The 23,227-nt window shown below is 72.7% G+C and carries 19 protein-coding genes and 1 pseudogene; 8 read left to right on the top strand and 12 right to left on the bottom strand.

Going from position 1 to position 23,227, the window contains the following annotated elements:
• Window positions 1-155: 155 nt before the first annotated feature.
• Together ACIQ6Y_RS23400 and ACIQ6Y_RS23395 are read left to right on the top strand one after the other, a co-directional pair.
• Window positions 156-2,378, top strand: coding sequence for an acetate--CoA ligase family protein (locus tag ACIQ6Y_RS23400; RefSeq protein ID WP_404041888.1), 2,223 nt, complete (start codon window positions 156-158; stop codon window positions 2,376-2,378).
• A gap of 28 nt (window positions 2,379-2,406) precedes the next feature.
• On the top strand, window positions 2,407-3,426 hold the full coding sequence (locus tag ACIQ6Y_RS23395; RefSeq protein WP_404041887.1) for an enoyl-CoA hydratase/isomerase family protein: 1,020 nt from the start codon (window positions 2,407-2,409) through the stop codon (window positions 3,424-3,426).
• A 45-nt stretch (window positions 3,427-3,471) separates the two neighbouring features.
• Here the strand turns inward: ACIQ6Y_RS23395 and ACIQ6Y_RS23390 are convergent, their stop codons facing one another.
• The gene (locus ACIQ6Y_RS23390) at window positions 3,472-4,413 is read right to left on the bottom strand and encodes a hypothetical protein (protein WP_404041886.1); all 942 of its coding nucleotides are present in this window, start codon (window positions 4,411-4,413) and stop codon (window positions 3,472-3,474) included.
• Window positions 4,414-4,500: 87 nt separating this feature from the next.
• Between ACIQ6Y_RS23390 and ACIQ6Y_RS23385 the strand changes: the two genes are divergently transcribed.
• Window positions 4,501-5,139 carry a flavin reductase family protein gene (locus tag ACIQ6Y_RS23385; protein WP_404041885.1) on the top strand — a complete coding sequence of 213 codons (639 nt, stop codon included), beginning with the start codon at window positions 4,501-4,503 and terminating at the stop codon, window positions 5,137-5,139.
• Window positions 5,140-5,246: 107 nt separating this feature from the next.
• On the opposite strand, the gene ACIQ6Y_RS23380 is transcribed toward ACIQ6Y_RS23385, so the two are convergent.
• Window positions 5,247-6,593 carry an MFS transporter gene (locus tag ACIQ6Y_RS23380; RefSeq protein ID WP_404041884.1) on the bottom strand — a complete coding sequence of 449 codons (1,347 nt, stop codon included), beginning with the start codon at window positions 6,591-6,593 and terminating at the stop codon, window positions 5,247-5,249.
• A gap of 72 nt (window positions 6,594-6,665) precedes the next feature.
• Here ACIQ6Y_RS23380 and ACIQ6Y_RS23375 point away from each other — a divergent pair, with 72 nt between their 5' ends.
• Window positions 6,666-7,817 carry a GlxA family transcriptional regulator gene (locus ACIQ6Y_RS23375; RefSeq protein WP_404041883.1) on the top strand — a complete coding sequence of 384 codons (1,152 nt, stop codon included), beginning with the start codon at window positions 6,666-6,668 and terminating at the stop codon, window positions 7,815-7,817.
• On the opposite strand, the pseudogene ACIQ6Y_RS23370 reads toward ACIQ6Y_RS23375, so the two are convergent.
• From ACIQ6Y_RS23370 to ACIQ6Y_RS23355, 4 genes and pseudogenes are all read right to left on the bottom strand, one after another.
• A pseudogene (locus tag ACIQ6Y_RS23370) lies at window positions 7,791-9,026 on the bottom strand (MFS transporter); the annotation flags it as partial. The gene ACIQ6Y_RS23375 and the pseudogene ACIQ6Y_RS23370 overlap by 27 nt on opposite strands.
• A gap of 205 nt (window positions 9,027-9,231) precedes the next feature.
• A complete protein-coding gene (locus tag ACIQ6Y_RS23365; RefSeq protein WP_404041882.1) occupies window positions 9,232-10,281 on the bottom strand; it encodes a Zn-dependent alcohol dehydrogenase in 1,050 nt (349 codons plus the stop codon).
• Window positions 10,282-10,293: 12 nt separating this feature from the next.
• Window positions 10,294-11,430, bottom strand: coding sequence for an acyl-CoA dehydrogenase family protein (locus tag ACIQ6Y_RS23360; RefSeq protein ID WP_404041881.1), 1,137 nt, complete (start codon window positions 11,428-11,430; stop codon window positions 10,294-10,296).
• Window positions 11,431-11,533: 103 nt separating this feature from the next.
• Window positions 11,534-12,439 carry an SDR family oxidoreductase gene (locus ACIQ6Y_RS23355; RefSeq protein WP_404041880.1) on the bottom strand — a complete coding sequence of 302 codons (906 nt, stop codon included), beginning with the start codon at window positions 12,437-12,439 and terminating at the stop codon, window positions 11,534-11,536.
• A gap of 85 nt (window positions 12,440-12,524) precedes the next feature.
• On the opposite strand from ACIQ6Y_RS23355, the gene ACIQ6Y_RS23350 reads away from it, so the two are divergent.
• The gene (locus ACIQ6Y_RS23350; protein ID WP_404041879.1) at window positions 12,525-13,451 is read left to right on the top strand and encodes a cyclase family protein; all 927 of its coding nucleotides are present in this window, start codon (window positions 12,525-12,527) and stop codon (window positions 13,449-13,451) included.
• A 367-nt stretch (window positions 13,452-13,818) separates the two neighbouring features.
• Here ACIQ6Y_RS23350 and ACIQ6Y_RS23345 read toward each other — a convergent pair whose 3' ends face one another.
• The 4 genes from ACIQ6Y_RS23345 to ACIQ6Y_RS23330 all read right to left on the bottom strand — a co-directional run bounded on the left by ACIQ6Y_RS23345 (window position 13,819) and on the right by ACIQ6Y_RS23330 (window position 17,994).
• Window positions 13,819-14,277: an ATP-binding protein gene (locus ACIQ6Y_RS23345; protein WP_404042160.1), complete on the bottom strand. Its 459-nt coding sequence runs from the start codon at window positions 14,275-14,277 to the stop codon at window positions 13,819-13,821.
• Window positions 14,278-14,786: 509 nt separating this feature from the next.
• Window positions 14,787-15,665 carry an acyl-CoA dehydrogenase family protein gene (locus ACIQ6Y_RS23340; RefSeq protein WP_404041878.1) on the bottom strand — a complete coding sequence of 293 codons (879 nt, stop codon included), beginning with the start codon at window positions 15,663-15,665 and terminating at the stop codon, window positions 14,787-14,789.
• Complete coding sequence (locus ACIQ6Y_RS23335; RefSeq protein ID WP_404041877.1) at window positions 15,662-16,798, bottom strand: acyl-CoA dehydrogenase family protein; 1,137 nt, start codon at window positions 16,796-16,798, stop codon at window positions 15,662-15,664. Before ACIQ6Y_RS23335 ends, ACIQ6Y_RS23340 begins: the two co-directional genes overlap by 4 nt.
• Window positions 16,798-17,994 carry an amidohydrolase family protein gene (locus ACIQ6Y_RS23330; RefSeq protein ID WP_404041876.1) on the bottom strand — a complete coding sequence of 399 codons (1,197 nt, stop codon included), beginning with the start codon at window positions 17,992-17,994 and terminating at the stop codon, window positions 16,798-16,800. The genes ACIQ6Y_RS23335 and ACIQ6Y_RS23330 overlap by 1 nt, the downstream gene beginning before the upstream one ends.
• A gap of 98 nt (window positions 17,995-18,092) precedes the next feature.
• On the opposite strand from ACIQ6Y_RS23330, the gene ACIQ6Y_RS23325 reads away from it, so the two are divergent.
• Window positions 18,093-19,601 carry a class I adenylate-forming enzyme family protein gene (locus tag ACIQ6Y_RS23325; RefSeq protein WP_404041875.1) on the top strand — a complete coding sequence of 503 codons (1,509 nt, stop codon included), beginning with the start codon at window positions 18,093-18,095 and terminating at the stop codon, window positions 19,599-19,601.
• Here the strand turns inward: ACIQ6Y_RS23325 and ACIQ6Y_RS23320 are convergent.
• Entirely contained in the window at window positions 19,580-20,092 is a 513-nt protein-coding gene (locus tag ACIQ6Y_RS23320) for an EF-hand domain-containing protein (RefSeq protein WP_404041874.1), read from the bottom strand. The genes ACIQ6Y_RS23325 and ACIQ6Y_RS23320 overlap by 22 nt on opposite strands.
• Window positions 20,093-20,267: 175 nt before the next feature.
• Window positions 20,268-20,681 carry an STAS domain-containing protein gene (locus ACIQ6Y_RS23315; protein ID WP_404041873.1) on the bottom strand — a complete coding sequence of 138 codons (414 nt, stop codon included), beginning with the start codon at window positions 20,679-20,681 and terminating at the stop codon, window positions 20,268-20,270.
• Window positions 20,682-20,997: 316 nt separating this feature from the next.
• Between ACIQ6Y_RS23315 and ACIQ6Y_RS23310 the strand changes: the two genes are divergently transcribed.
• Together ACIQ6Y_RS23310 and ACIQ6Y_RS23305 are read left to right on the top strand one after the other, a co-directional pair.
• Entirely contained in the window at window positions 20,998-21,582 is a 585-nt protein-coding gene (locus ACIQ6Y_RS23310) for a sigma-70 family RNA polymerase sigma factor (RefSeq protein ID WP_404041872.1), read from the top strand.
• Window positions 21,583-21,800: 218 nt separating this feature from the next.
• On the top strand, window positions 21,801-23,138 hold the full coding sequence (locus ACIQ6Y_RS23305; RefSeq protein ID WP_404042159.1) for a zf-HC2 domain-containing protein: 1,338 nt from the start codon (window positions 21,801-21,803) through the stop codon (window positions 23,136-23,138).
• Window positions 23,139-23,227 lie beyond the last annotated feature (89 nt).

Here is a 23,227-nt window from a genome sequence, read left to right as displayed (position 1 = left end):
CCACCGCCCTCGTCCTCACCTCCCTCCAAACTTCACAAGCTTTGCCCGCACGGGCAGTTCCTGAGGATGTGTCCCTTCAGTAATCTGACAGAGCGTCAGTTATGGCGTCGGTTACTGGAGCTGTCTCGAACTGTCACGACAGGAGCGGGCGGACGATGCTTGGATCAACCCACGGCACCCTCACCACCGACTCCCGCCGGGCCCGGGTCATCGCCTGCGGTGAGCACCGACCCGGGCCTGCCGTCCACGGCCGTCCGGCCGACGACCTCGATGTCAGCGGGCGCCCGCTGCACACCGACCTGCCCGATCTGGACCGGCTCTTCCGCCCCGAGTCCGTCGCCGTGGTCGGCGCCTCGGACGCCGAGGGGCGCCCGAACACCGGCGTCACCCGGCAGTTGCTGTCCTGGGCCGAGCGGATGGGTGCCCGGCTGCACCCGGTCCACCCGAGCCGCGCTCAGGTCTTCGGCATACCCTGCCTCCCTTCCGTCGCCGACCTGCCCGAGCAGGTCGATCTCGCCGTAGTGCTGGTCGCCGACCCCCTTCCGGTGATCGAGGAACTCGCCGAGGCCAAGGCGAAGTTCGCAGTCGTCTTCGCGTCCGGCTTCGCGGAGACGGGTGAGCGGGGCGCGGCCGCACAGGCCCGACTGGCCGCCGCGGTCGGCCGGTCCGGAATGCGGCTGCTCGGGCCGAACACCAACCTCAACGCCTTCGAGCGGTTCCGGGACGACCTGGACGGTCCGGCGATCGCGCTGGTCACCCAGTCCGGGCACCAGGGCCGGCCGGTGTTCGCCCTGCAGGAGCTGGGCGTGCGGCTCTCCCACTGGGCGCCGACCGGCAACGAGGCCGACCTGGAGACCGCCGACTTCATCTCCTACTTCGCCGAACAGCCCGAGGTCGGGGCCGTCGCCGCCTACATGGAGGGGCTGAAGGACGGGCGCGCCTTCCTGCTCGCCGCCGACCGGGCCGCCCGGCGCGGGGTGCCGGTGGTCGCGGTCAAGGTGGGCCGCACCGAGACCGGCGCCCGCACGGCCGCCTCACACACCGGCAAGCTGACCGGGGCGGACGATGTGGTCGACGCGGCGATGCGGCAGTTCGGCGTGATCCGGGTGGACGGTCTCGACGAACTCCAGGACACCGCGGCCCTGCTGGCCCGGGCACGGCCGCCGCGCGCCGACGGGGTCGTCGTCTATTCGATCTCGGGCGGCACGGGCGCGCACGTCGCCGACCTGGCGACCGGGCTCGGCCTGAGGCTGCCGGTGCTGTCCGAGGCGCGGCAGGCGGAGCTGCACCAGTGGATACCGGAGTATCTGAGCGTGGCCAACCCGATCGACAACGGCGGTCATCCGGTGGGCGACGAACGCGGCCGGAAGATCATCGACTCGCTGCTGGACGATCCCGAGGTGGGTGTGCTGATCTGCCCGATCACCGGGCCCTTCCCGCCGCTGAGCGACCGTCTTGTGCGCGATCTGGTGGACGCGGCGGAGCGGACGGACAAGCTGGTGTGTGTGGTGTGGGGCTCGCCGGTGGGCACGGAGCCGGCGTACCGCGAGGTGCTGCTCGGCTCCTCGCGGGTGGCGACCTTCCGTACGGTCGGCAACTGCCTGTCGGCCGTGCGCGCCTACCTCGGCCATCACCGGTTCGTGCGCGACTACCGCTCCCCTTTCGACGAGGCCCCGCGCACGCCGTCGCCCTCCTACCGCAAGGCGCGCGAACTGTTTCAGCCGGGCGGCCAGTTGAGCGAACACGCGGCCAAGCAGTTGCTGCGGGCGTACGGGATCAGGGTGCCCCGCGAGCAGTTGGTGACCAGCGCGGCCGCCGCCGTGCGCGCCGCCGGGCTGGTGGGCTACCCGGTGGTGATGAAGGCGTCCGGCGCGCGGATCGCCCACAAGAGCGAGCTGGGCCTGGTGAAGGTCGGGCTGACCTCCGCGGCGCAGGTCCGCGACACCTACCGGGAGTTGACGGACATCGCCCGCTACGAGGGCGTCGACCTGGACGGCGTCCTCGTCTGCCAGATGGTGGAGCACGGAGTGGAGATGGTGGTCGGCCTCTCGCACGACGAGCTGTTCGGGCCGACGGTGACGGTCGGGCTGGGCGGGGTGCTGGTGGAGGTGCTGCGGGACAGCGCCGTACGCGTGCCGCCCTTCGGTGAGGAGCAGGCGCGGAACATGCTCGCCGAGCTGCGCGGGCGGGCCCTGCTGGACGGGGTGCGGGGGCGACCCCCGGCCGACGTGGACGCCCTCGTGGAGGTGGTCCTGCGGGTGCAGCGCATGGCCCTGGAACTGGGCGACGACCTCGCCGAGCTCGACATCAACCCGCTGATGGTGCTGCCCCGTGGACACGGAGCGGTGGCGTTGGACGCGCTGGCGGTGTGCCGCTGAGATGAAGACGCGCCCGAGTGAAATGAACATGTCTGATTCCCCCCAAGAGCCGGAAAAATCCGCTGAGTCATTGGTACCGCACACCACTGACAACGGCGTCGCCCACCTCACCCTCAACCGCCCCGAAGCCCTCAACGCCATCACCCCTGACCTGCGAGAACAACTGATCCAGCGGCTCGCCGAAGCCTCCTGCGACCCCGACGTCCGAGCGGTGGTGATCACGGGCACGGGCCGAGGCTTCTGCGCGGGCGCGGACCTGCGGAGCGACGGCTCGACGACCGGCGGAGGACGGGGCGTCGGGGGAGGCGAGGGCGGGGAACGGGATGCCGGTGAAGGCGAGGGCGAAGGACAGGGTGCCGGGGAAGGCGAGGGCGAAGGACAGGGTGCCGGTGAAGGCGAGGGTGAAGGACGGGGCGTCGGTGACGGCGGGGAACGGGACGTCGGTGACAGCGGGAAGCGGACCACCGATGGCGGCAGGGAGCGGGTCGCCGGTGACGTGGCCCGGACCCTGCGGCTGGGCGCCCAGCGGCTGATCGCCGCCGTCCTCGACTGCGAGAAGCCGGTGATCGCCGCCGTGAACGGCGTCGCGGCCGGCCTCGGCGCGCACCTCGCACTCGCCTGCGATCTGGTCCTGGCGGCCGAATCGGCCCGTTTCATCGAGGTGTTCGTCCGCCGGGGCCTGGTCCCCGACGCGGGCGGCGCCTACCTGCTCCCCCGCCTGATCGGCCCCCAGCGGGCGAAGGAGCTGATGTTCTTCGGCGACGCGCTCACCGCAGCGGACGCCGAACGCCTCGGCCTGGTCAACCGGGTCGTACCGGACGACGACCTGCCCGCCACGGCCCGCGAGTGGGCCGCCCGACTGGCCACGGGTCCCACCCGCACCCTGGCCCTGACGAAACAGCTCGTCAACGCCTCCCTCGACACCGACCGCGCCACCGCCTTCACCGCCGAGGCCGCCGCGCAGGAGATCAACCTGACGACGGCGGACGCCCACGAGGGCCTATCGGGTTTCGCCCAGCGCCGCACACCGAGGTTCACGGGCCGCTGAGGACCCCTCGGCCCCGCCCGGCTCCTCTCTCACCCCCGAACCCGCTCACTCCCGCCTCTCCAAGACCCTCAGCTCCCCCGAGTCCGGGTCGCCGAACACCACGAACAACTCGGGCCGCCGCTCCGTGCCGGCGATCGTCCAGTACGTCTCCTGCCCGCATCCGCCGTCGAGTCGTACGACGACACCGTCGCGGGCGTTGGGGGCTTCGCCGCCGTAAGTGTCGTGGCGGCCCTCGGTGTCGAGCTCCCACGTGCCCGTGCCGTCGCAGACGCTGAAGTCGGCGCTCGCGTCGAACTCGGGCTGCGCGGGAAGGCGGACGAGGTCGGCTCGGCCGTCGGGGCGCAGCCGAAGCTCCGCCCCCTTCTCGCCGCGCCAGACGCCGACGAGCTGCTTCTGCGACAACTGCGGGGGCTCATACACCTCGATCAGGCCGATGGCCGCGGCCAGTGCGCAGCCCGGCACGGAGAGGACGAGGAGGCCCAGGCCGACGACCCCGGAGCGCCACCAGGTGCCCCATGTCCCCCACGCCCGGCCCGTACGCGCCCGCACGCGCGCGTAGGCGAGGGCGAGGGCGGGGAGTACGCCGAGCGCGGCGAACACCACGGCGGTGGTGGCGAAGGGCCAGCCCCACAGCAGGGCGGGCGGCACCGCCCACAGGACACCGACCAGCAGCGCGCACAGCACCTGCCAGCCCCACTCCGGGCCCCGCGCGCGGCGCCGGATCAGGCCGGTGAGGAGGGTCGCCGGCAGGGACTGCACGAGCGCGTGCACCATGCCCACCGGTGGCAGCCACAGCGGGGTGAGCACCATCGCGCAGGCCAGGCCCAAGGCGCTCCCGCCCCCGCCGTACTGGTCGTCCGTGGCGGTGAAGAACCAGATCACCAGCATCGCCGGAATCTGCGCCGCCCCCACCGCGGCGGCCGTGTGCAGGTCGGACGCCGCCTTATCGGACCGGACGGGCCGGTGCCGTATGTTCCCCCGGATCATGGCGTGCAGCGTACGCGCCGCGTGCGGGGACGATCACGCTCACACACCTTCCCGTCTGACGCACCGTCAGCTTCAATGACAGGTGTGATGGGAACCGCAGGGATGGCGGCCGCCGCCGTCCGCTACCTCAGGGCGTCCGGGAACCCGGTGGAGGCGTTGCCCCGGCCGGAGTTGCGCTGCGTGGGGGCCGATGAGCGGGCTCCCGTCGATCAGGGGGAGTTCCGGCGGGTGCTGGGGAACTTCGCGAGTGGCGTGGCCGTTGTCACGGCACCGGGCGCACCGGGGGCACCGGGGGCATCCGGCGCAGCACCAGCCTCACCGGGCGAGGCCTCTCCCGCCGGCTTCGCCTGCCAGTCCTTCTCCTCGCTGTCCCTCGATCCACCGCTGGTCGCCTTCATGGTCGGCCGTACGTCGACAACATGGCCGCGCATCGCGCGCGCGGGCGTGTTCTGCGTCAACGTCCTGGGCGCCGACCAGGGCGAGCTGTGCCGTGGTTTCGCGGTGAGCGGCGGCGACAAGTTCGCGGGGGTGGCGTACGACACCGCCCCGGTCTCCGGTGCGCCCCGGCTCACGGGGGCGGTGGCGTGGATCGACTGCACGATCCACGCCGTGCACACCGGCGGCGACCATCTGATCGTGGTGGGACGGGTGGACGCCCTCGGTGCGGCCAAGGCGGGCGATCCGCTTCTCTTCCACCGGGGGCGGTTCACCCGGCTGCGGGACTGAGCCCTCGCAACCGGCTGCCGTTCGCCCGTCGCCTGTCCGTCAGGCCGCAAGGCCCTCAGGCCCGTCAGGCCGTCCGGTCCGTCAGGCCGTCAGGTCCGTCTGGCCCCTCAGGCCACGGCCGGTGTCGCCGCCGTGCCCCGCCGGATCACCAGCACCATCAGCGTGGCCGCCGCGCACAGTGCGCCGGAGGCGAACCAGACGACGTCGTAGGAGCCGAAGTGGTCGCGGGCGACGCCGCCGAGGAAGGCGACCAGGGCCGCGCCCACCTGGTGGGACGCCAGCACCCAGCCGAAGACGATCGCGCTGTCCTCGCCGTAGTGCTCGCGGCACAGGGCGATGGTCGGCGGGACGGTGGCGACCCAGTCCAGGCCGTAGAAGACGATGAAGAACACCATCGGCACGTGCACGTTCGGCGCCAGCAGCAGCGGCAGGAACAGCAGTGAGATGCCGCGCAGGGCGTAGTAGACGGCGAGCAGCCGGCGGGCCTCGAAGCGGTCGGTGAACCAGCCGGAGGCGATCGTGCCGATCACGTCGAACACGCCGATGACGGCGAGCAGCGAGGCCGCGGCGGTGACCGGCATGTGGTGGTCGTGGGCGGCCGGCACGAAGTGGGTCTGGATCAGGCCGTTGGTGGAGGCGCCGCAGATCGCGAAGGAGCCGGCCAGCAGCCAGAACGGCCCGGTGCGGACGGCCGAGAACAGCACGGTCACCGCCCGCCGCGCGGCCCCCGGCACCGGCGCGGGCTTCGGCACGAACTCCTCGGCGCCGTACGGCCGCAGGCCCACGTCGGCCGGGTGGTCGCGCAGCAGCAGCCAGACGAACGGGACGACGGCCAGGGCGGCGAGGGCGACCGTGACGGCGGCCGGGCGCCACTGGTAGTTCTCCACGATCCAGGACAGCAGCGGCAGGAAGATCAGCTGCCCGGAGGCGGACGCGGCGGTGAGGATGCCGGTCACCAGGCCGCGCCGCTCGGTGAACCAGCGGTTGGTGACCGTCGCCGCGAACGCCAGCGCCATGGAGCCGGAGCCGAGACCGACCAGCAGACCCCAGCACAGCAGCAGCTGCCAGGGCGCCGTCATCCACACCGTCAGACCCGAGCCGAGCGCGATCACCGTCAGGGCGACGGCCACGACCCGGCGGATGCCGAACCGGTCCATCAGCGCGGCCGCGAAAGGGGCGGTGAGCCCGTACAGCGCCAGGTTGATCGAGACCGCCAGGCCGATCGTGCCGCGTGACCAGCCGAAGTCCTCGTGCAGCGGGTCGAAGAGCAGACCGGGCAGGGAGCGGAAGGCGGCCGCGCCGATGATCGTCACGAAGGCGACGGCGGCGACGAACCAGGCGCGATGGACCCGATGGGTGCGCGGGGTGCGAGGGGTGCGGGGGACGCGCCGGCGGCGTGGGGCGGACTGGGGGCTCTCGGTGGCCTGTGCGGCTTCCTCGGTTGTCTGGCTCACGTCAGACAGCCTCCCGTTGCCGGCCCATCCTCATCGAGTGGCCCGAAGGACAGCATTCGTTAGGATCGGGCCATGAGCCAGGACCGAGCCATGCGTCAGGACCGGGCCATGAGCCCTGAGCCGGAGTTCCGTCCCCACCGCGTCGTCGTCCTCGCCCTCGACGGACTGCTGCCCTTCGAGCTGGGCATCCCGCACCGCATCTTCGGCCGGCCCAAGGACGCCCAGGGGCGCCATCTGTACGAGGTGATCACCTGCTCGGTGCGGCCGCCCGGCCCGGTCGAGACCGACGCCGACTTCGCCATCCAGGTCGCGCACGGGCCGGACGCCCTCGCCACCGCCGACACCGTGATCGTCCCGGCCTCCTACGAGCTCGGCCCGGTCTTCGAGCAGGGCGTACTGACCGAGGAGCTGGCCGCCGCCTTCGCCCACGTGCGCCCCGGCACCCGGCTCGCCTCCATCTGCACCGGTGTGTACGTCCTGGCCGCCGCCGGGCGCCTCGACGGCCGGCCCGCGACCACGCACTGGGCCGACGCCGCGCACTTCCGGGAGGTGTTCCCGCAGGTCGAGCTGGACCCGGACGTGCTGTTCATCGACGACGGCGATGTGCTGACCTCCGCCGGTGTCGCGGCCGGTATCGACCTGTGCCTGCACATCGTGCGCCGGGACCACGGCACGGCGATCGCCAACGAGGTGGCCCGCCGCACCGTCGTACCGCCGCACCGCGACGGCGGGCAGGCGCAGTACATCGAGCGGCCGGTGCCCGATCCGCAGCAGGCGACCACGACCGCGGCCCGCGCCTGGGCACTGGGGCGGCTGCACGAGCCGATCCAGCTGCGGGACATGGCCGCGCAGGAGGCGATGTCGGTGCGCACCTTCACCCGCCGCTTCCGCGAGGAGGTCGGCATCAGCCCCGGCCAGTGGCTGACCCAGCAGCGCGTGGAACGGGCCCGGCATCTGCTGGAGTCCACCGACCTGTCGGTCGACCAGGTCGCCCGGGACGCCGGTTTCGGCACGGCCCAGTCGATGCGCCAGCACCTACAGGCGGCCGTCGGCGTCACACCGACCGCGTATCGCCGCACCTTCCGCATCGGCCGCGACTCCGGCACACCCGACACCGGCACCGGAACCCAAGCCGGAACCCGAGCCCGAGCCCGAGCCCGAGCCGGAACCGGCGCCCGAGCCGACGGCAGCCTCCTCACCAGGCGCCTCCACGGCGACCACTGACACGACAGCGCCCGCGCCGGCCCCCTCCCCCGCAACCGCCCCGCCCCGCGCAACCCGCCGGGTCTCGCCCCACCATCCGAGGGCCGTCAGCGCGAGGGTGAGGGCGACGCCCGCGAGGATGGCGGTGGAGGGCTCGGTGATGTGCAGGAGGCCACCGGCGAGAGCGCCGGTCATGGCGTATCCGGCGCCCGCGGCGGCGTACATGACCGAGTAGCCGGCGGCCAGCGCCCCCGCGGGCAGGGCGTCGCGCAGAGCCAGGTTGCGGGTCACGAGCGCGCCGGCCTGCAGTGCGCCGCCCATGACCAGTCCGGCCGCGATCCAGCCCGCCGCGGGTATCAGCGCGATCAGCGTCACCGCGGCCGACACCCCGCACATCAGCACCACGCTGCGGGTGCGCAGCAGCCCGGGCCAGGAGCGCAGCCCGTAGACGAACGCGCCCACCCCCGCCCCGATCGCCAGCCCGGCGAGCATCGGGCCGGACCAGCCGACGCCGATCCCGCGCTGTTCGAGCAGCGCGGGCAGGACCAGTTCGGCCAGGGCGAGCAGGCAGATGCTGGCCGCGCCCGTCACATACACGGGCCAGGCACCGGTCAGCACCCGCAGCGCGGACGGACCGCCCTCCGCCTCCTCGCCGCCCGCCTCCCAGCCGGCCGGCAGCAGCCGCAGGCCCGCGATGGACGCGGCCATCAGCCCGGCGGCGAGCAGCAGCGGGAGCGCCGGCGCGACACCGAGCGCGAGACCCGTCACGGCGGCCGGGGAGACAGCCCACACACCCGACATCAGCGTCGACTCGGCGGACAGCGCCTGCGGTGCCGCGTCCTTGGGAACCAGCTCGGTGAGCAGGGCACGCAGCCCGCCCGCGGCAGCCGCCGGGGCACCTCCCGCGAGCAGCGCGAACGCCCCGAGGACCACCGGGTGCGCCCCGGGATACGCGCCGAGCCCCGCGAAGCCGGCCGCCCCCACCGCCAGACCGGCCGTGAGCTGCGGGCGGGCCCGCTCGGGGCGCAGCCGCAGCCCGAGCAGCGGGGCACCGATGATCTCGCCGATGACGTAGACCGCGGCGAGGGCGGCGCCCAGGGAATAGCCGCCGGGGCGCTCGCGGACCAGGAAGACCAGGGCCAGGGGCGCCATGGCGACCGGCATGCGCGAGCCGACGGCCGTGACGGACCAGATCAGGACCTGACGGGTGGCGAGTTGGCGGTAGCTCATGTGACGACGGTAGGCGCCGACACCGACAACGCCCCACGCAATATCCCCGGCCTGTGGATAACTCTCGGCCGTCCACGGACAACGGGCCAAGGCGCCAGGCGACTTCGGCCCGGCAACCGCACCCACCCTTCCGCAGCCGAGCAACCGCCCCCAACGCCCAGCCCAACCCTCAGCACAGCAGCCACCCCACCCCCCACTCACCCCCTCAGAACACCAACACCCCCCGAGCCACCCGCCCCGCTCCCGCGTCCTCCGCAGCCTTCTCGAAGTCCTCCACCGGATACGTCCGGGTCACCAGCTCGTCCAGCATCAGCCGGCCGCCCCGGTACAGCTCGGCGTACCGGGCGATGTCGCGCTGCGGCCGGGACGACCCGTAGCGGCAGCCGAGGACGGATTTGTCGAGATAGAGGGAGGAGACGAGGAAGGACGCCTCGGCGGTGGCGGGCGGCACGCCGAGGAGCACCGCCTGTCCGTGCCGGTCCAGCAGGTCCACGGCCCGCCGGATCAGATCGACGCGCCCGACGCACTCGAAGACGTGGTCGGCGCCGGTGGGCAGCACCTCGGACACGTCGTCGGCCGAGACGAGGAAGTCGGTCGCGCCGAACAGCCGAGCGGCTTCCTCCTTCTCCGAGTTGGCGTCGACGGCGACGATCCGCGAGGCACCCGCGAGCCGCGCGCCCTGGACGACGTTGAGGCCGATGCCGCCTGCGCCGATGACGACGACCCGGTCCCCGGCCTCGACGCGGGCCCGGTTCAGCACGGCCCCGACCCCGGTGAGGACGGCACAGCCGATGAGCGCGGCGGACGGCATCGGGATGTCGTCGGGCAGCGGGACCGCCTGCACGGCCTTCACCACGGTCCGTTCCGCGAAGGCGGAGTTGGCGGCGAACTGGAACAGCGGCCTGCCCGCGCGCGTGAAGGGCCGTCCGGGGCGTCCGATGGCCTGGCGGCACATCGTCGGCCGGCCGCGGTCGCACTGCGCGCAGGTGCCGCAGTTGGCGAGCGTGGACAGCGCCACGTGGTCGCCGGGCGCGACATGGGTGACGCCCGCGCCGACCCGCTCCACCACCCCGGCGCCCTCGTGCCCGAGCACCACGGGCACGGGGAACGGGATCGTGCCGTCGAGGACGGACAGGTCGCTGTGGCACAGCCCCGCCGCCGACACGGCCACCAGCACCTCACCGGGCCCCGGGTCCCGTATCTCCAGGTCGTCCACGACCTCGGTCCGTTTCCCGTCGAAGACCACACCACGCATCGCGGTCACTCCCTAGTCCCTGGGTTCCCTGGGCAGGCCGAGCACGCGCTCGGCGATGATCGTGCGCTGGATCTGGTCCGAGCCGCCGTAGATCGTGTCGGCGCGGGAGAACAAGAACAGATGCTGGTCGACGTCCAGTTCGTACGGCGCCGTCGCCGACCACGCGGCCGGCCCGGCCCCCGCGGACGCGCCCCGCACCAGCACGGCCAGTTCCCCGAGCCGCTGATGCCAGCCGCCCCACAGCAGCTTGGCGACACTGGGGCTGCGGGTGCCTCCCAGGGTCCGCAGGGCGTGCCACCGCATGACGCGCAGCTCCGCCCATTGCCGTACGAGACGATCGCGTACGACGGGATCGGCGGCGGCGCCGGTCTCCACGGCCGAACGCACCACCCGCCCCAGCTCCTCGGCGAAGCCGACCTGCTGGGCGAGGGTGGACACGCCCCGTTCGAAGCCGAGCAGGCTCATGGCCACCCGCCAGCCGGCCCCCTCGCCGCCGAGGACATGCTCCACGCGCGCGTGGGCGCCGTCGAAGAACACCTCGTTGAAGTCGCTGGTCCCGGTGGCCTGGCGGATGGGCCGTACCTCGATACGGCCGGGCTGGTCCATGGGGACCAGCAGCAGGCTCAGTCCGTGGTGGCGCCGCGCCTCGGGGTCGGTGCGCGCGAGGACGAAGCACCAGTCGGCCTCATGGGCGAGCGAGGTCCAGATCTTCTGCCCGCTGACCCGGTACGTCCCGTCGCCCGCGCGTACGGCCCGGGTGTGCACCCCGGCGAGGTCCGAGCCCGCGCCGGGTTCGCTGTACCCCTGGCACCACAGCTCCTCCCCCGCGGCGATGGGCGGCAGGAACCGGGCCTTCTGCTCCTCGCTGCCATGGGCGATGAGCGTGGGCGCGAGCAGCTTCTCGCCGATGTGCCCGGACCGCGCGGGCACCGCCGCCCGCGCGTACTCCTCGGCCCAGACGACCTGCTGGGTGAGCGTGGCGGTCCGGTTCCCGTACCCGCCCTCCGCCCAGCCGATCCCGATCCACCCGGCCTTGCCGAGCGTCCGTTCCCACGTACGACGGTCCAGGCCGGGTTCGGCGTGCGCGGCGAGCCAGCCGCGCGCTTCGACCCGGAACGCCTCGTCCTCAGGAGCAAATCCGAAGTCCACAGAGCCTCCTCGAGACCAGTGCCGCCCATAGGGGCGCGGGGAAACTGCGCGGCCGACCACAACGGACCCGCAGTCCCCGTCGGCGAACAACCACCCATGGCGCCTAGGCGTTCGGTCGATCTCCCCGCGCCGCGGCACGCGACATCGCAGCCACCCGCTCCAGCATCGGCATCGGATCGACCCCGACGGACCCCGGCAGCACCTCCGCGACCCGCTCGGGCGTCCAACCCCCCTCGGAGAAGGCCGAACGCAGCTCCCGAGGCTGGGCCCACACCGCGATCTTCGGCCCGGCGACCGTGTACACCTGCCCGGTGATCTCCCGGGCCCGCTCGGACGCCAGATACACCACGAACGCGGCCACGTCCTCCGGCGACCCGATCTCCGTCAGCTCCGTCGGCACCTTCGCCGACATCCGCGTACGGGCCACCGGCGCGACCGCGTTGGCGGTCACGCCGTACTTGTGCAGGCCGAGCGCGGCGCTGCGGACCAGGGAGATGACCCCGCCCTTGGCGGCGCTGTAGTTGGCCTGCGACACGGAACCCTGGTGGTTGCCGCTGGTGAACCCGATGAGCGTGCCGGAGCGCTGTGCGCGCATGACCGCGGAGGCGGCCCGGAACACGGTGAAGGTGCCCTTGAGGTGGGTGGCGAGGACCGGGTCCCACTCGTCCTCGGTCATGTTGAACAGCATGCGCTCGCGCAGGATCCCGGCGACGCAGACCGCCGCGTCGAGGCGGCCGTACGACGCCAGCGCGGTGTCGACGACTCGCTCTCCGCCCGCCATGGTGGAGATGTCGTCGGCGACCGCGACGGCCCGGCCGCCCGCGGCCTCGATCTCCTTCACGACGGCGTCGGCGATCTCGCTGGTGGGTGAGGCTCCGTCGACGGAGACCCCGAAGTCGTTGACGACGACCCGCGCGCCCTCGGCGGCCGCCGCCAGCGCCACCGCGCGGCCGATGCCCCGCCCGGCCCCGGTCACTGCAACGACCTTGCCGGTCAAGAAGTTCCCCACGCCCGGCCCCTTCCCGCAGTTTCTGACGGTCCGTTAGATTCTAAGTCCCGACGGACGGGCCAGGACAAGCCCCGGGGAGGCACGGATGACACTGCCGGCCGAGTTCCACGAGATCGCCAAGCGCGTCAACAACTGGGGCCGCTGGGGGGCCGACGACGAGCGGGGCACCCTCAACCTCATCACCGACGAGGTGGTGCGCGAGGCCGCGGCCTCGGTGCGCACGGGCCGCCGTGTCCCGCTCGCGCTGCCACTGCGCCAGGACGGGGTGCAGACCGGCATGATCCCGGGACGGGTCGATCCGCTGCACGCGATGGTGCAGGTCAACCAGGAGCTGTTCGGGCCGGGCACGGTGGCGTGCAGCGACGACGTGGTGACCATGGGGCTGCAGGCGGGCACCCATTGGGACGCCCTCACCCATGTCTCGCACTCGGGCCGGCTCTACAACGGCCGCCCCGCGGACACCGTCACCGCACACGCGGGGGCCGCGTTCGCGGGCATCGACAAGGCGCTGCACATCGTCTCGCGCGGGGTGCTGCTGGACGTGGCACGCGCGCGTGGCGTGGAACGGCTCGACGGCGGCCACCCGGTCACCCCGGAGGACCTGGAGGCGGCCGAGGAATTCGCGGGCACGCGCGTGCGTGCCGGTGACGTGGTGCTGGTGCGCACCGGCCAGATGCGGCTGCTGCTCGCCGGGGACCGGCACGCGTACGCGTATCCCTCGCCGGGCCTGTCGGTGCGTACCCCGGAGTGGTTCCACGCGCGCGATGTCGCGGCGGTCGCCGACGACACCCTCACCTTCGAGGTCTTCCCGCCCGAGATCGAGGACCTCTGGCTGCCGGTGCACGCGCTGCACCTGGTGGAGATGGGCATGCTCCAGGGCCAGAACTGGAATCTCGAAAAGTTGTCCACAGCCTGTGGAGAAGAGGGCCGCTACAGCTTCCTGCTGTCGGCGATGCCGGAACCGTTCGTCGGCGCGACCGGAACTCCCGTGGCCCCCGTAGCCGTTCTCTGAACCGGGGGCCCACCCACCCCCTAAGAGCCCACCCCCACCTCCCCCTAGGGACCGCCCCCCTCCGGCCGGCGGCGCGCAGATACCCGCCCCGAGCACGGCATCGCGCGCCGCCGACCGGCTTCGGCGCACCCGCCCCACCCCCTGGCCACAGGGGAATCGACGCCGAATCACGACCCACACTCGCCGAGGGCTCCCGTCACCGAAGCCCTCGCCGTCCCCTCGCGGCGAATCGCTGACCACAAGCGTGATCAAACGGACACGAGACGTCAACACCTGTACGGAGAATTATTACTTAAGCACCATTTGCGACCGGAGCGCACAGAAGCACATCCAGGCGCATCACGGACCACGGCAGGGGCACGGACGGTCAGACCGCCTCGTAGGCCAGCCCTTCGTACGCCGGCATGCTGCCGCTGTAGGCGACGGTCGCGGCACGCGGCCCGGAACAGCGGTCCAGCTCGCACCAGATGCGCTTGCCGGCGCCGTCGGGGCTCCAGCCCCAGCGGTCGGCGAGACCGTCGACGAGGGCGAGGCCCCGGCCGCCCGTCTCCTCGCCGTCGGCGCAGCGCGGCACAGGGGCGCGCTCACTGGTGTCGGTGACCTCCACGCGCACCGGCGCGCACCCGGAGGCGGGGGGCAGGGCCAGGCGCAGCACGGCCGGACGGCCGGTGTGCACCACGGCGTTGGTGACCAGTTCGGACACGAGCAGGATCAGCGTCTCGGCCAGCGGCTCGTCGGCCTCCACCCCCGCCCCTGCGAGTCGCGCACGGGCCCATCTCCGGGCTCTCCCCACCTCCGCGGGGTCGGGCCGGACCTCCAGCTGCACTTGAAGCACCTGCACCGCTCACACCATCCGAACCGGCGGACACCAAGGCTCGCGCCTCACGAGGGCCACGATCGTAGCCATTTTCTGCATGACCAGAACAACGGCCAGAGCAAGGGTCACGGAACGTGAATCCCTTGCAGAACAGCTTGGTTGACGTTCAGTCACCCCAACAAGCGCTTCGGGCATATTCCAGCGCGAAGGAGTACCCGTGCGGCATACTGTGCGACGCTCGCCACAGGGGGTCGAACAGGCGGCTGCTTCTCGCACTTCCGCCCCGCGAACCACGGCGCGCACCGCCCGGTCCGGGGCCGCCTCAGGGGCAGCTCCGGCATGGCTCGTCCTCGGAACCACTCGCATCTCACACAAGGTACCGGAGCGCGACACCGACTCCGGGACGTGACGAGTCCCGCCGAGGACACAACCCGATATCAACGCTCCGTGATTCCGGTGCGCCACATTCCGCGACATCCCAGCAGCACGCCGCGCCTCCACCGCGGGCCGCCCGCCCGTCACTGCTGCCCGGCCGCCAGCCCGCACGCCAGCAGCTCCTCGCCCTCCGTACCGCCGCCCGCCCGACGGCTGCGCACCCACGCGCGCTTGAGGTGCAGATGCACCTCCGACTCCCAGGTGAAGCCCATCCCGCCGTGCACCTGGAGGCAGTCCCGCGCGCCCCGTACGGCGGCCTCGTCGGCCAGCAGCCGGGCCGCCGCGATGTCGGCCGGGTCGGCGGTCACCGCGGCCGCGTAGACCGCCGCGCGGGCCGTCTCCAGCCGCACCAGCAGCTCGGCGCACAGATGCTGTACGGCCTGGAACGCCCCGATGGGCCGGCCGAACTGTTCCCGCACACGCGCGTGTTGCACTGCAAGGCCGCACGTCCGCCCGGCGGAGCCGAGCTGTTCGGCGGCGGTGAGCAGCACGACCTCGGGGTCGGTCCCGCCCGACGAGTGCGGCACCCGGTGCAGCGGCGTCAGCGGGTCCACCGACCGCAGCTCGACAGCCCCCCGCACCTCACCCCGTACGACGTCCGCGTCCGGCAGCCACTCCACGAGCCCGCCGTCGACGCGCGCGACGACGGCCTCCCCGCCGGCCGCGCCCGGCACCGTGCCCGCCGCGAGGTGGGTGGCGATCAACGGCCCCGGCAGCAGGGCTCGCCCGGCCTCCTCGAACGCCAACACCGCCTCGGGCAGCCCCAGTCCGACGCCGCCCTGCGCCTCGGGCAGCCGCAGGGCGAAGAAGCCCGCCTCGCCCAACTCCCGCCACAGCGCCCGGTCCAGACGCCCGCCGTGTACGACGGCTGCGCGCAGCTCCTGCGGCCCGAAGCGCCGGGCGAGCAGCCCGCGTACGCCCTCACGCAGGGCCCGTTGGTCGTCCGTCAGGCGGAACCTCATGCGCGCCCCCTCGGCAGTCCCAGGATGCGCTCGGCGACGATCGTCCGCTGGATCTCCGACGTCCCGGCCGCGATGGTGTACGACAGCGACGACAGCCGGTCGAGCATCCAGGGCCGGTCGAGGTCGAGGCTGTCGGCGCCGAGGACGTCCGCGGCGGCGTCGTAGAGGGTCTGGCGCGCCTGCGAATACCTCAGTTTGAAAACCGAACCTGCTGCGCCGGGCACTCCCCCCGAGGCCTCCGCCTCGCTGACGTTCCACTGGGTGAGCCGCCACAGCGCCCGGAACTCGGCGTCGAGCCTGCCCAGCCGGCGCCGTAGCGCCGGGTCGTCCCAGCGGCCGTTGCGGCAGGCCTCGCGGGCGAGTTCGCCGAGGACGCGGCGGCAGGCGACGACCTCGCCGGCGAAGGCCGTGCCGCGCTCGAAGGACAGGGTCACCAGGGTCACGCGCCAGCCGTCGTTCTCGTCCCCGACCCGGTTGGCGACCGGCACCCGCACCTCGTCCAGGAAGACCTCGGCGAACTCCTCGGACCCGGCGAGCGTCCGCAGCGGCCGTACGGTGATCCCCTCGGCGTCCATGGGCAGGGCGAGCCAGGTGATGCCGCGGTGCCGGGGCGCCTCGGGGTCGGTCCGCACCAGCAGCTCGCACCAGTCGGCGACTTCGGCGTGCGAGGTCCAGATCTTCGACCCGCTCACCACATAGGCGTCCTTGTCGCGCCACGCGCGCGTGCGCAGGGAAGCGAGGTCGGAGCCCGCGTCGGGCTCGCTGAAGCCCTGGCACCACACCTCCTCGCCGCGCAGGATCGGCGCCAGCCAGCGCTCGCGCTGCTCGGGGGTGCCCTCGGCGGCGATGGTCGGCCCGGCGTGCAGCAGCCCGACGAAGCAGGCCCCCACATAGGGCGCCCCGGCCTTCTCGGTCTCCTCCAGGAAGATCAGCCGCCGGGTGGGCGAGGCGTCCCAGTGCACGTCCGCGTACCCGGCGTCGTACAGCATCCGCTGCCAGCCGAGGTCGTACGCCCTGCGCGCGGGCCAGTCGGCGGGCGGCGGCTTCGGCGGCAGGGTGGGCAGCACCTTGGCGAGCCACTCGCGCAGCCGGGCCCGGAAGGCGTCCTCCTCGGGCGTGTACGACAGGTCCATCAGCGGTCGAGGTCCAGGCCGAGCATGCGGATGGCGTTGCCCCGCATCAGCTTGTACACCGTCTCGTCGTCCAGGCCCTTCACATGGTCGAGGGCGACCTCCTTGGTGTGCGGGAAGGTGGAGTCGACGTGCGGGTAGTCCGTCTCGAAGGTGGCGTTGTCGCGGCCCACCGCATCGAGTGACGCCACACCGTGTTTGTCGCGGAAGAAGCAGCAGAAGATCTGCCGGTAGTAGTACGTCGACGGCGGCTCGGGGATCAGGTCGCGCACCCCGCCCCACGCGCGGTGCTCCTCCCAGACATCGTCCGCGCGCTCCAGGGCGTACGGGATCCAGCCCATCTGGCCCTCCGAGTAGGCGAGTGTGAGCCGCGGGAAGCGGACCAGTACGCCGCTGAAGAGGAAGTCCATCATCGAGGCCATGGCGTTGTTGAAGGACAGCGAGGCCTGCACGGCGGGCGGTGCGTCGGGGGACGCGGCCGGCATCTGCGACGACGAGCCGATGTGCATGTTGACGACCGTGCCGGTCTCCTCGCACGCCGCGAAGAACGGGTCCCAGTGGCCGGAGTGGATGGACGGCAGCCCCAGGTGGGTGGGGATCTCGGAGAAGGTCACCGCACGCACCCCGCGCGCGGCGTTGCGGCGGATCTCGGCAACCGCGAGCTCGATGTCCCACAGGGGGATCAGGCACAGCGGGATCAGCCGGCCGCCGCTGTCGCCGCACCACTCCTCGACCATCCAGTCGTTGTAGGCGCGCACGCACGCGTGGGCGACCTCTTTGTCGTGGGCCTCGGCGAAGGTCTGGCCGCAGAAGCGGGGGAAGGTCGGGAAGCAGAGCGAGGCCTCGACATGGTTGAGGTCCATGTCCTCCAGGCGCGCCTTCGGGTCCCAGCAGCCCCGCCGCATCTGCGCGCGCGTGATGCCCTCCAGGGTCATCTCGTCCCGGTCGAAGCCGACGGCGGCGATGTTGCGCTTGTACGGGAACTTCAGGTCCTCGTAGATCCACCAGTCGGTGGGCGTTCCGTCGGGGTCCATCGTGATCTGGTACTTGCCGCCGACGTACGCGAGTTCACCGATCCCGGCGGTCAGGGGTTGTGGCCCGCGCTCGCGGTACTTGGCGGGCAGCCAGGTCTCGAAGAGGTGCGCCGGCTCGATGACATGGTCGTCGACGCTGATGATGCGGGGCAGTTCGGCCGCCATGGTTGCCCTCCTCGAAGAGTACGTACCCGACGGAGTTATCTGATGGTCCGTCAGATAGCATGGCAGCTGACGAGTCGTCAGCCAAGGAGGGTGCAGCCGTGAACGACACCCCGTACGACGCGAGTTCCGCCCCCACCCTGTGGGACCTCCTCGACCGCCGCGCCCGCCTCACCCCCGACCGCCCCGCTCTCCTCCAGGGCGAGCGCACGCTCACGTTCGGCGCCCTACGCGCGCGTGCCGAGCGGACGGCGGCGGGCCTGTACGGCATGGGGGTGCGCCCCGGCACGGTCGTCGCCTGGCAGCTGCCCACGCGCGTGGAGACGGTGATCCTCTCCTTCGCGCTGGCCCGCCTCGGCGCCGTCCAGTCCCCGGTGATCCCCTTCCACCGCGACCGCGAGGTCGGCTTCGCCCTGCGCGAGTCCAAGGCGGAGTTCTTCGCCGTGCCGGGCACCTGGCGCGGCTTCGACCACACCGAGATGGCCCGGCGGCTCGGCGCGAAGGGCGTCTTCGAGGCGTACGACGACCTCCCGGACGGCGAGCCGGCCGTGCTGCCGCCCCTGCCCGCCGAGGGCACCTCCGTGCGCTGGATCTACTGGACGTCCGGCACGACCTCCGCCCCCAAGGGCGTTCTGCACACGGACCGTTCACTGATCGCGGGCGGCTCCTGCCTCGCCCACGCGCTGCGGCCACAAGAGGGCGACGTCGGTTCGATCGCCTTCCCGTACGCCCATATCGGCGGCGCCGACTACATGGTGATGCTGCTGCTGTACGGCTTCCCGGCGGTGCTGTTCGAGCAGTTCGCGCTCCCCGGGGCGCTCGACGAGTACCGCAGGCACGGGGTGACGATCGCGGGCGGGTCGACGGCGTTCTACTCGATGTTCCTGACCGAGCAGCGCAAGCAGCCCGGTGTGAAGCTCATACCGACGCTGCGGCTGCTCGCGGGCGGCGGGGCGCCCAAGCCGCCGGAGCTGTACCACGCGGTGACCCGGGAGATGGGCGTGACGCTCACCCACGGCTACGGCATGACCGAGGTGCCGATGATCACCATGGGCGACCCGGACGACACCCCCGACCACCTCGCCACCACCGAGGGCCGGCCGCCGCAGGGCATGGAGATACGGATCGTGGACGGCGAGGTCCGGCTGCGCGGGGAGGCGGTGTGCCGCGGCTATCTCGACCCGGCGCAGACCGCGGAGGCCTTCGACGAGGAGGGGTTCCTGCGCACCGGCGACCTGGGGCGGCTGACCGCGGCCGGCCATCTGGTGCTCACCGGGCGGCTGAAGGACGTGATCATCCGCAAGGGCGAGAACATCTCCGCCAAGGAGATCGAGGACCTCATGGCCGCGCATCCGGGGGTCGGCGACGTCGCGGTGATCGGCCTGCCGGACACCGAGCGCGGGGAGTTGGTCTGCGCGGTCGTGGAACAGCCCGGCGGGGCCCCGGAGCTGACCCTGGACGCCGTGACGGCGTATCTGCGCGCGGAAGGGCTGTCGGTGCACAAGCTGCCGGAGCGGCTGGAGGTGGTGGACGCCCTTCCGCGGGGCGAGACCTTGCGGAAGGTGCTCAAGTACAAGCTCAGGGAGCGTTACTCGGGCACGGTGAAGTAGCGGGCGAAGGCGGGCACGAGCTCGGCCTCGCCGACCTTGCCGTCACCGTCGGTGTCGAGTGCGGCGGCGGCCGTGCGCGCGATGTCCTCGGCGACCCCGAGAAGGGTGAGCACGCGCGCTGTGTCGGCGACCGTGGCCGCGCCGTCCCCGTCGGTGTCCGCGACGTCCAGGGCCGCGTGCAGGAAGGGGCGGGCGATCTCCGCGAACCGTTCGGGGTTGTCGCGCAGCCGCTTGACCGCGCCGTTCACGAACTCCTCCCGGCTGATGCGCTGATCGCCGTCGCGGTCCGCCATCCCCGCCATGCCCTGCCAGAACGCCTCCGCGCCCGCGTACAGCGCCTGCCCCTTGTCGGAGCGGGCCGGGGTGCCGAACTCCGCGAGCAGCGCCTTGGCCGCGCCGCAGAAGTCCTCTCGCTCGATGTAGCCGTTGCCGTCCTGGTCGAAGCCGGCGAACCTGGCCGCGATCCTGCGCTCGTACTCGCTGCTGACCATGTCTTCTCGGGCCGCCTCACGTCACGTCGGGGTGTTTCCGGCACGGAGCGTACGACGCCGGGCGGCCCGTGGGAGCGGGAAAGCGACGGTTGTGCCAAGACCGGGGGAATTCCGGGACAACGATGTGGCACAGGGCGCCCAGGTGTGGCACGCCGCGCCCAGGTGTGCCCGGGCGTCACGCCGACAGCGGGCGTTCCTCCTCCACGGCCGCCGGGGCGAGATCGGGGAGGGCTTCCTCGGCGGCGGCCGAGGCGAGGTCGGGGTGCACGTCGAACAGGCGGCGTACGCCCAGGGCGCCGATGACGCGGTTGACGTGGGAGCCGTCGGGAGCGCCCTCGGCGGGCAGGATCAGCCGCAGCCGGCCCTGGCAGGAGCGCAGCAGACGGCGGGTGGCGATGAGCACGCCGACACCGCTGGAGTCGCAGAAGACTACGTCGGAGAGGTCGACGACGAGGCTGTGGCGGCCCTCGGCCACCATGTCGTGGACCCGCTGGCGCAGAACCGGCGAAGTCACCAGGTCCAGTTCGCCCGTCACTTGGAGCACGGCCCAGTCCCCGCGCTCGTCATCGGTCACATTGAACGTCACCACCGTGCCCTTCGCTCGCCGGAACTTCCCGGAACCGCCCGGAAACGGAAGCAGCTCCTACGCTTCCTTTCAGCGCGGCTGCCCAGCCGCCGTTCCCTGAAACACCGCGCGGAAAACGAAGACCGAACAGAAGAGGCTTGTTTCAATCGCCTTCGATCCTGTTCGATCGAGTCAGTCCAAAGGTCCACTATCACCGGAGGGTCCTCGGGGGCGCACATTGCCACAAAGGAGCGTGCGTTGTCAGAGGTGCCGACTACATTCGAGAACACGGTGGACGCACGCTTGTCACTGACGGACACGAGCAGAGGGAGGGGGCCGTATGGCGACGAAGGACGCACCACCCCGCTGGGACCGCAAGATGCAGCAGCGCCTCGCCCGCGGCGAGGCGGCGGCCCTCGGCGAGTTCTACGACCGCTTCGCCTCGCTCGTGCACGGCCTCGCCCACACCGTCCTCGGTGACGAGCGCGCCGCCGACACCCTCACCCGCGAGGTGTTCGCGCACGTGTGGGAGCACCCCGACAGCTACGACCCCCGGCAGGGGCCGCTGCGTTCCTGGGTGGCCACGCTGACCCACCGGCTGGCCGTGCAGCGGCTGCGCGCCACCGAGACCGCCGCGCTGGAGCAGGGCGGCGGCGCCGGCACCACCGAGGAGCTGGAGCGCAAGGTCCGCCACGCCTCCGTCGCCGCCCGTGCCGACTACATCGTCCAGGCCATGCCCGCGCCCCTGCGTGCCGCCCTGGAGCTGGCCTACTTCCAGCGCCGCGACTACCGCCAGGCCGCCGCCGACCTCGGCGTCACCGAGGACGAGGCCCGCCGTCGCCTGCGCCTCGGTCTGCAACTCCTCGCCACCGCCCATGACGCCGGCTCCCCCGGCGCCCCGCCGGGGTACGGAGGTGCGGCGTGAGCGAGCTGAACCCGTTCGCGGAGGGACCCGACGACGACAAGGAGCGGCAGGAGGACACCTTCCGGGAGCACCCGCACCCGCACCCGGACCCGGACCCGGACCCGGACCGCCCCCACTCGGGCGCCTCGTCCGCCTCCGGAGACACCGGCGACACGGACGAGACCGACACCGACGCGACCGACTCGGGGCCGGGCTCCGACTCCGGCTCGGGTTCGGGCTTGGGCTCCGACTCCAGCTCCGACTCCAGCTCCCGCTCCGACTCCGGCGCCAGCTCCGGCTCCAGCTCCGACTCCGACGGCAGCGGCCCCGCCCCCGGCCCCGGCGACGGCGACACACCCCAGCCCGGACCGTCGCCGCGGATACCGCTGCCCCGCGCCTCCGTCGAGGACACCGGCATGCCCCTGCCGGACCTGCCCGACCCGCCGCAGACGGCGCCGCTCGTGCTGGAGCACAAGGTGCTGAAGGCGCTGCTCGGCGCCTGGGCGCTGGCCGCCTGCTCACCGGAGGAGACCGCGGCCGTGGAGGACCACCTCGGCACCTGTGGCACCTGCGCCGAGGAGGCACTGCGGCTGCGTGAGGCGGTCGGACTGCTCCAGCGGCCCGAGAGCCTCGACCTCGACCCCGCCCTGCGCACCCGCGTCCTGGCGAGCTGCCTGGAGCGGCGCCCGCCGCGCATCCCCGTGCCCTCCTGGGCCACCGCCTACGACGCCGAGACCGCGCGCCTCGACGCCCTGCTCCAGGACTTCGGCAAGGCGGAGTGGCACGCGCCCGTGCGGCTGCGCTGGTTCGCCGACCGGGACACCTCCAGCCGCCGCACGACCGTCGCCGGAGTCATCGCGCACCTGCTGGCCGTCGACGGCCTGGTCGCCCTCGCGCTCGGCCTCGCCGACCCCCTCGGCGACGCCGCGGAGGCCTCAGGTCCGGGCACGCCCGACGGGCGCACCGAGACGTACTGGCGGGCCTCCCACTTCCCGCTCACCCGCACGGTGCGGGCGCCCTGGCGGGAGCAGAGCCACGCCATCGTGCGCACGGTGTCCTTCACCGGCGGCACGGCGGGCGGACTCGCCGTCTCCTACGGCGACTTCGGGCTGCCGCTGCACGACGCGATGATCGACCGCGCCTTCGAGTGCTGGGTGCACGCGGAGGACATCGCCGAGGCCGTCGACTACCCGTACGAGGCGCCCTCGGGCCGCCACCTCAACGCCATGATCGACCTGGCCGCCCGTACGCTTCCGACCGCGCTCGCCAGCCGTCGCCGCGCGGGGCTCGCCTCGCCGGGGCCCGAGCGGCATCTCGTCCCCGCAGGTGAGCCCGGCCGCACCCTCCGCCTGGAGATCGAGGGCACGGGTGGGGGCGAGTGGCTGATCCCGCTCGACTCCCCCGCGGCGGTGGGCTCCGCCGCGCACGAGGTGGCTCATGTGGCGCTGGACGACGTGGAGTTCTGCCACCTCGCCGCCGGGCGGCTCGCGCCGGAGGATGCGGCGGTGGGGCAGGTCGGTGACCGGGAGGCGATCAGAGACGTGCTCTACGCTGCGGCGTCGCTGAGCCGTCTGTAGGGGCGGGTTGCCGTTTCACCGGCGGCCGCGGGCCGTATGTGGCTGATCGCGCAGTTCCCCGCGCCCCTTGAGGGGCGCGGGGAACTGCG

The organism is Streptomyces sp. NPDC096205, from assembly GCF_044763135.1.
Lineage (GTDB): Bacteria > Actinomycetota > Actinomycetes > Streptomycetales > Streptomycetaceae > Streptomyces.
This window is presented reverse-complemented; position numbering and strand designations above follow the sequence as displayed.

Coding starts and splice junctions, on each gene's coding strand:
- ACIQ6Y_RS23400 (WP_404041888.1), top strand. CDS start 156: ATGCTTGGATCAACCCACGGCACCCTCACCACCGACTCCCGCCGGGCC.
- ACIQ6Y_RS23395 (WP_404041887.1), top strand. CDS start 2,407: ATGTCTGATTCCCCCCAAGAGCCGGAAAAATCCGCTGAGTCATTGGTA.
- ACIQ6Y_RS23390 (WP_404041886.1), bottom strand. CDS start 4,413: ATGATCCGGGGGAACATACGGCACCGGCCCGTCCGGTCCGATAAGGCG.
- ACIQ6Y_RS23385 (WP_404041885.1), top strand. CDS start 4,501: ATGGGAACCGCAGGGATGGCGGCCGCCGCCGTCCGCTACCTCAGGGCG.
- ACIQ6Y_RS23375 (WP_404041883.1), top strand. CDS start 6,666: ATGAGCCAGGACCGAGCCATGCGTCAGGACCGGGCCATGAGCCCTGAG.
- ACIQ6Y_RS23365 (WP_404041882.1), bottom strand. CDS start 10,281: ATGCGTGGTGTGGTCTTCGACGGGAAACGGACCGAGGTCGTGGACGAC.
- ACIQ6Y_RS23350 (WP_404041879.1), top strand. CDS start 12,525: ATGACACTGCCGGCCGAGTTCCACGAGATCGCCAAGCGCGTCAACAAC.
- ACIQ6Y_RS23340 (WP_404041878.1), bottom strand. CDS start 15,665: ATGAGGTTCCGCCTGACGGACGACCAACGGGCCCTGCGTGAGGGCGTA.
- ACIQ6Y_RS23335 (WP_404041877.1), bottom strand. CDS start 16,798: ATGGACCTGTCGTACACGCCCGAGGAGGACGCCTTCCGGGCCCGGCTG.
- ACIQ6Y_RS23330 (WP_404041876.1), bottom strand. CDS start 17,994: ATGGCGGCCGAACTGCCCCGCATCATCAGCGTCGACGACCATGTCATC.
- ACIQ6Y_RS23320 (WP_404041874.1), bottom strand. CDS start 20,092: ATGGTCAGCAGCGAGTACGAGCGCAGGATCGCGGCCAGGTTCGCCGGC.
- ACIQ6Y_RS23310 (WP_404041872.1), top strand. CDS start 20,998: ATGGCGACGAAGGACGCACCACCCCGCTGGGACCGCAAGATGCAGCAG.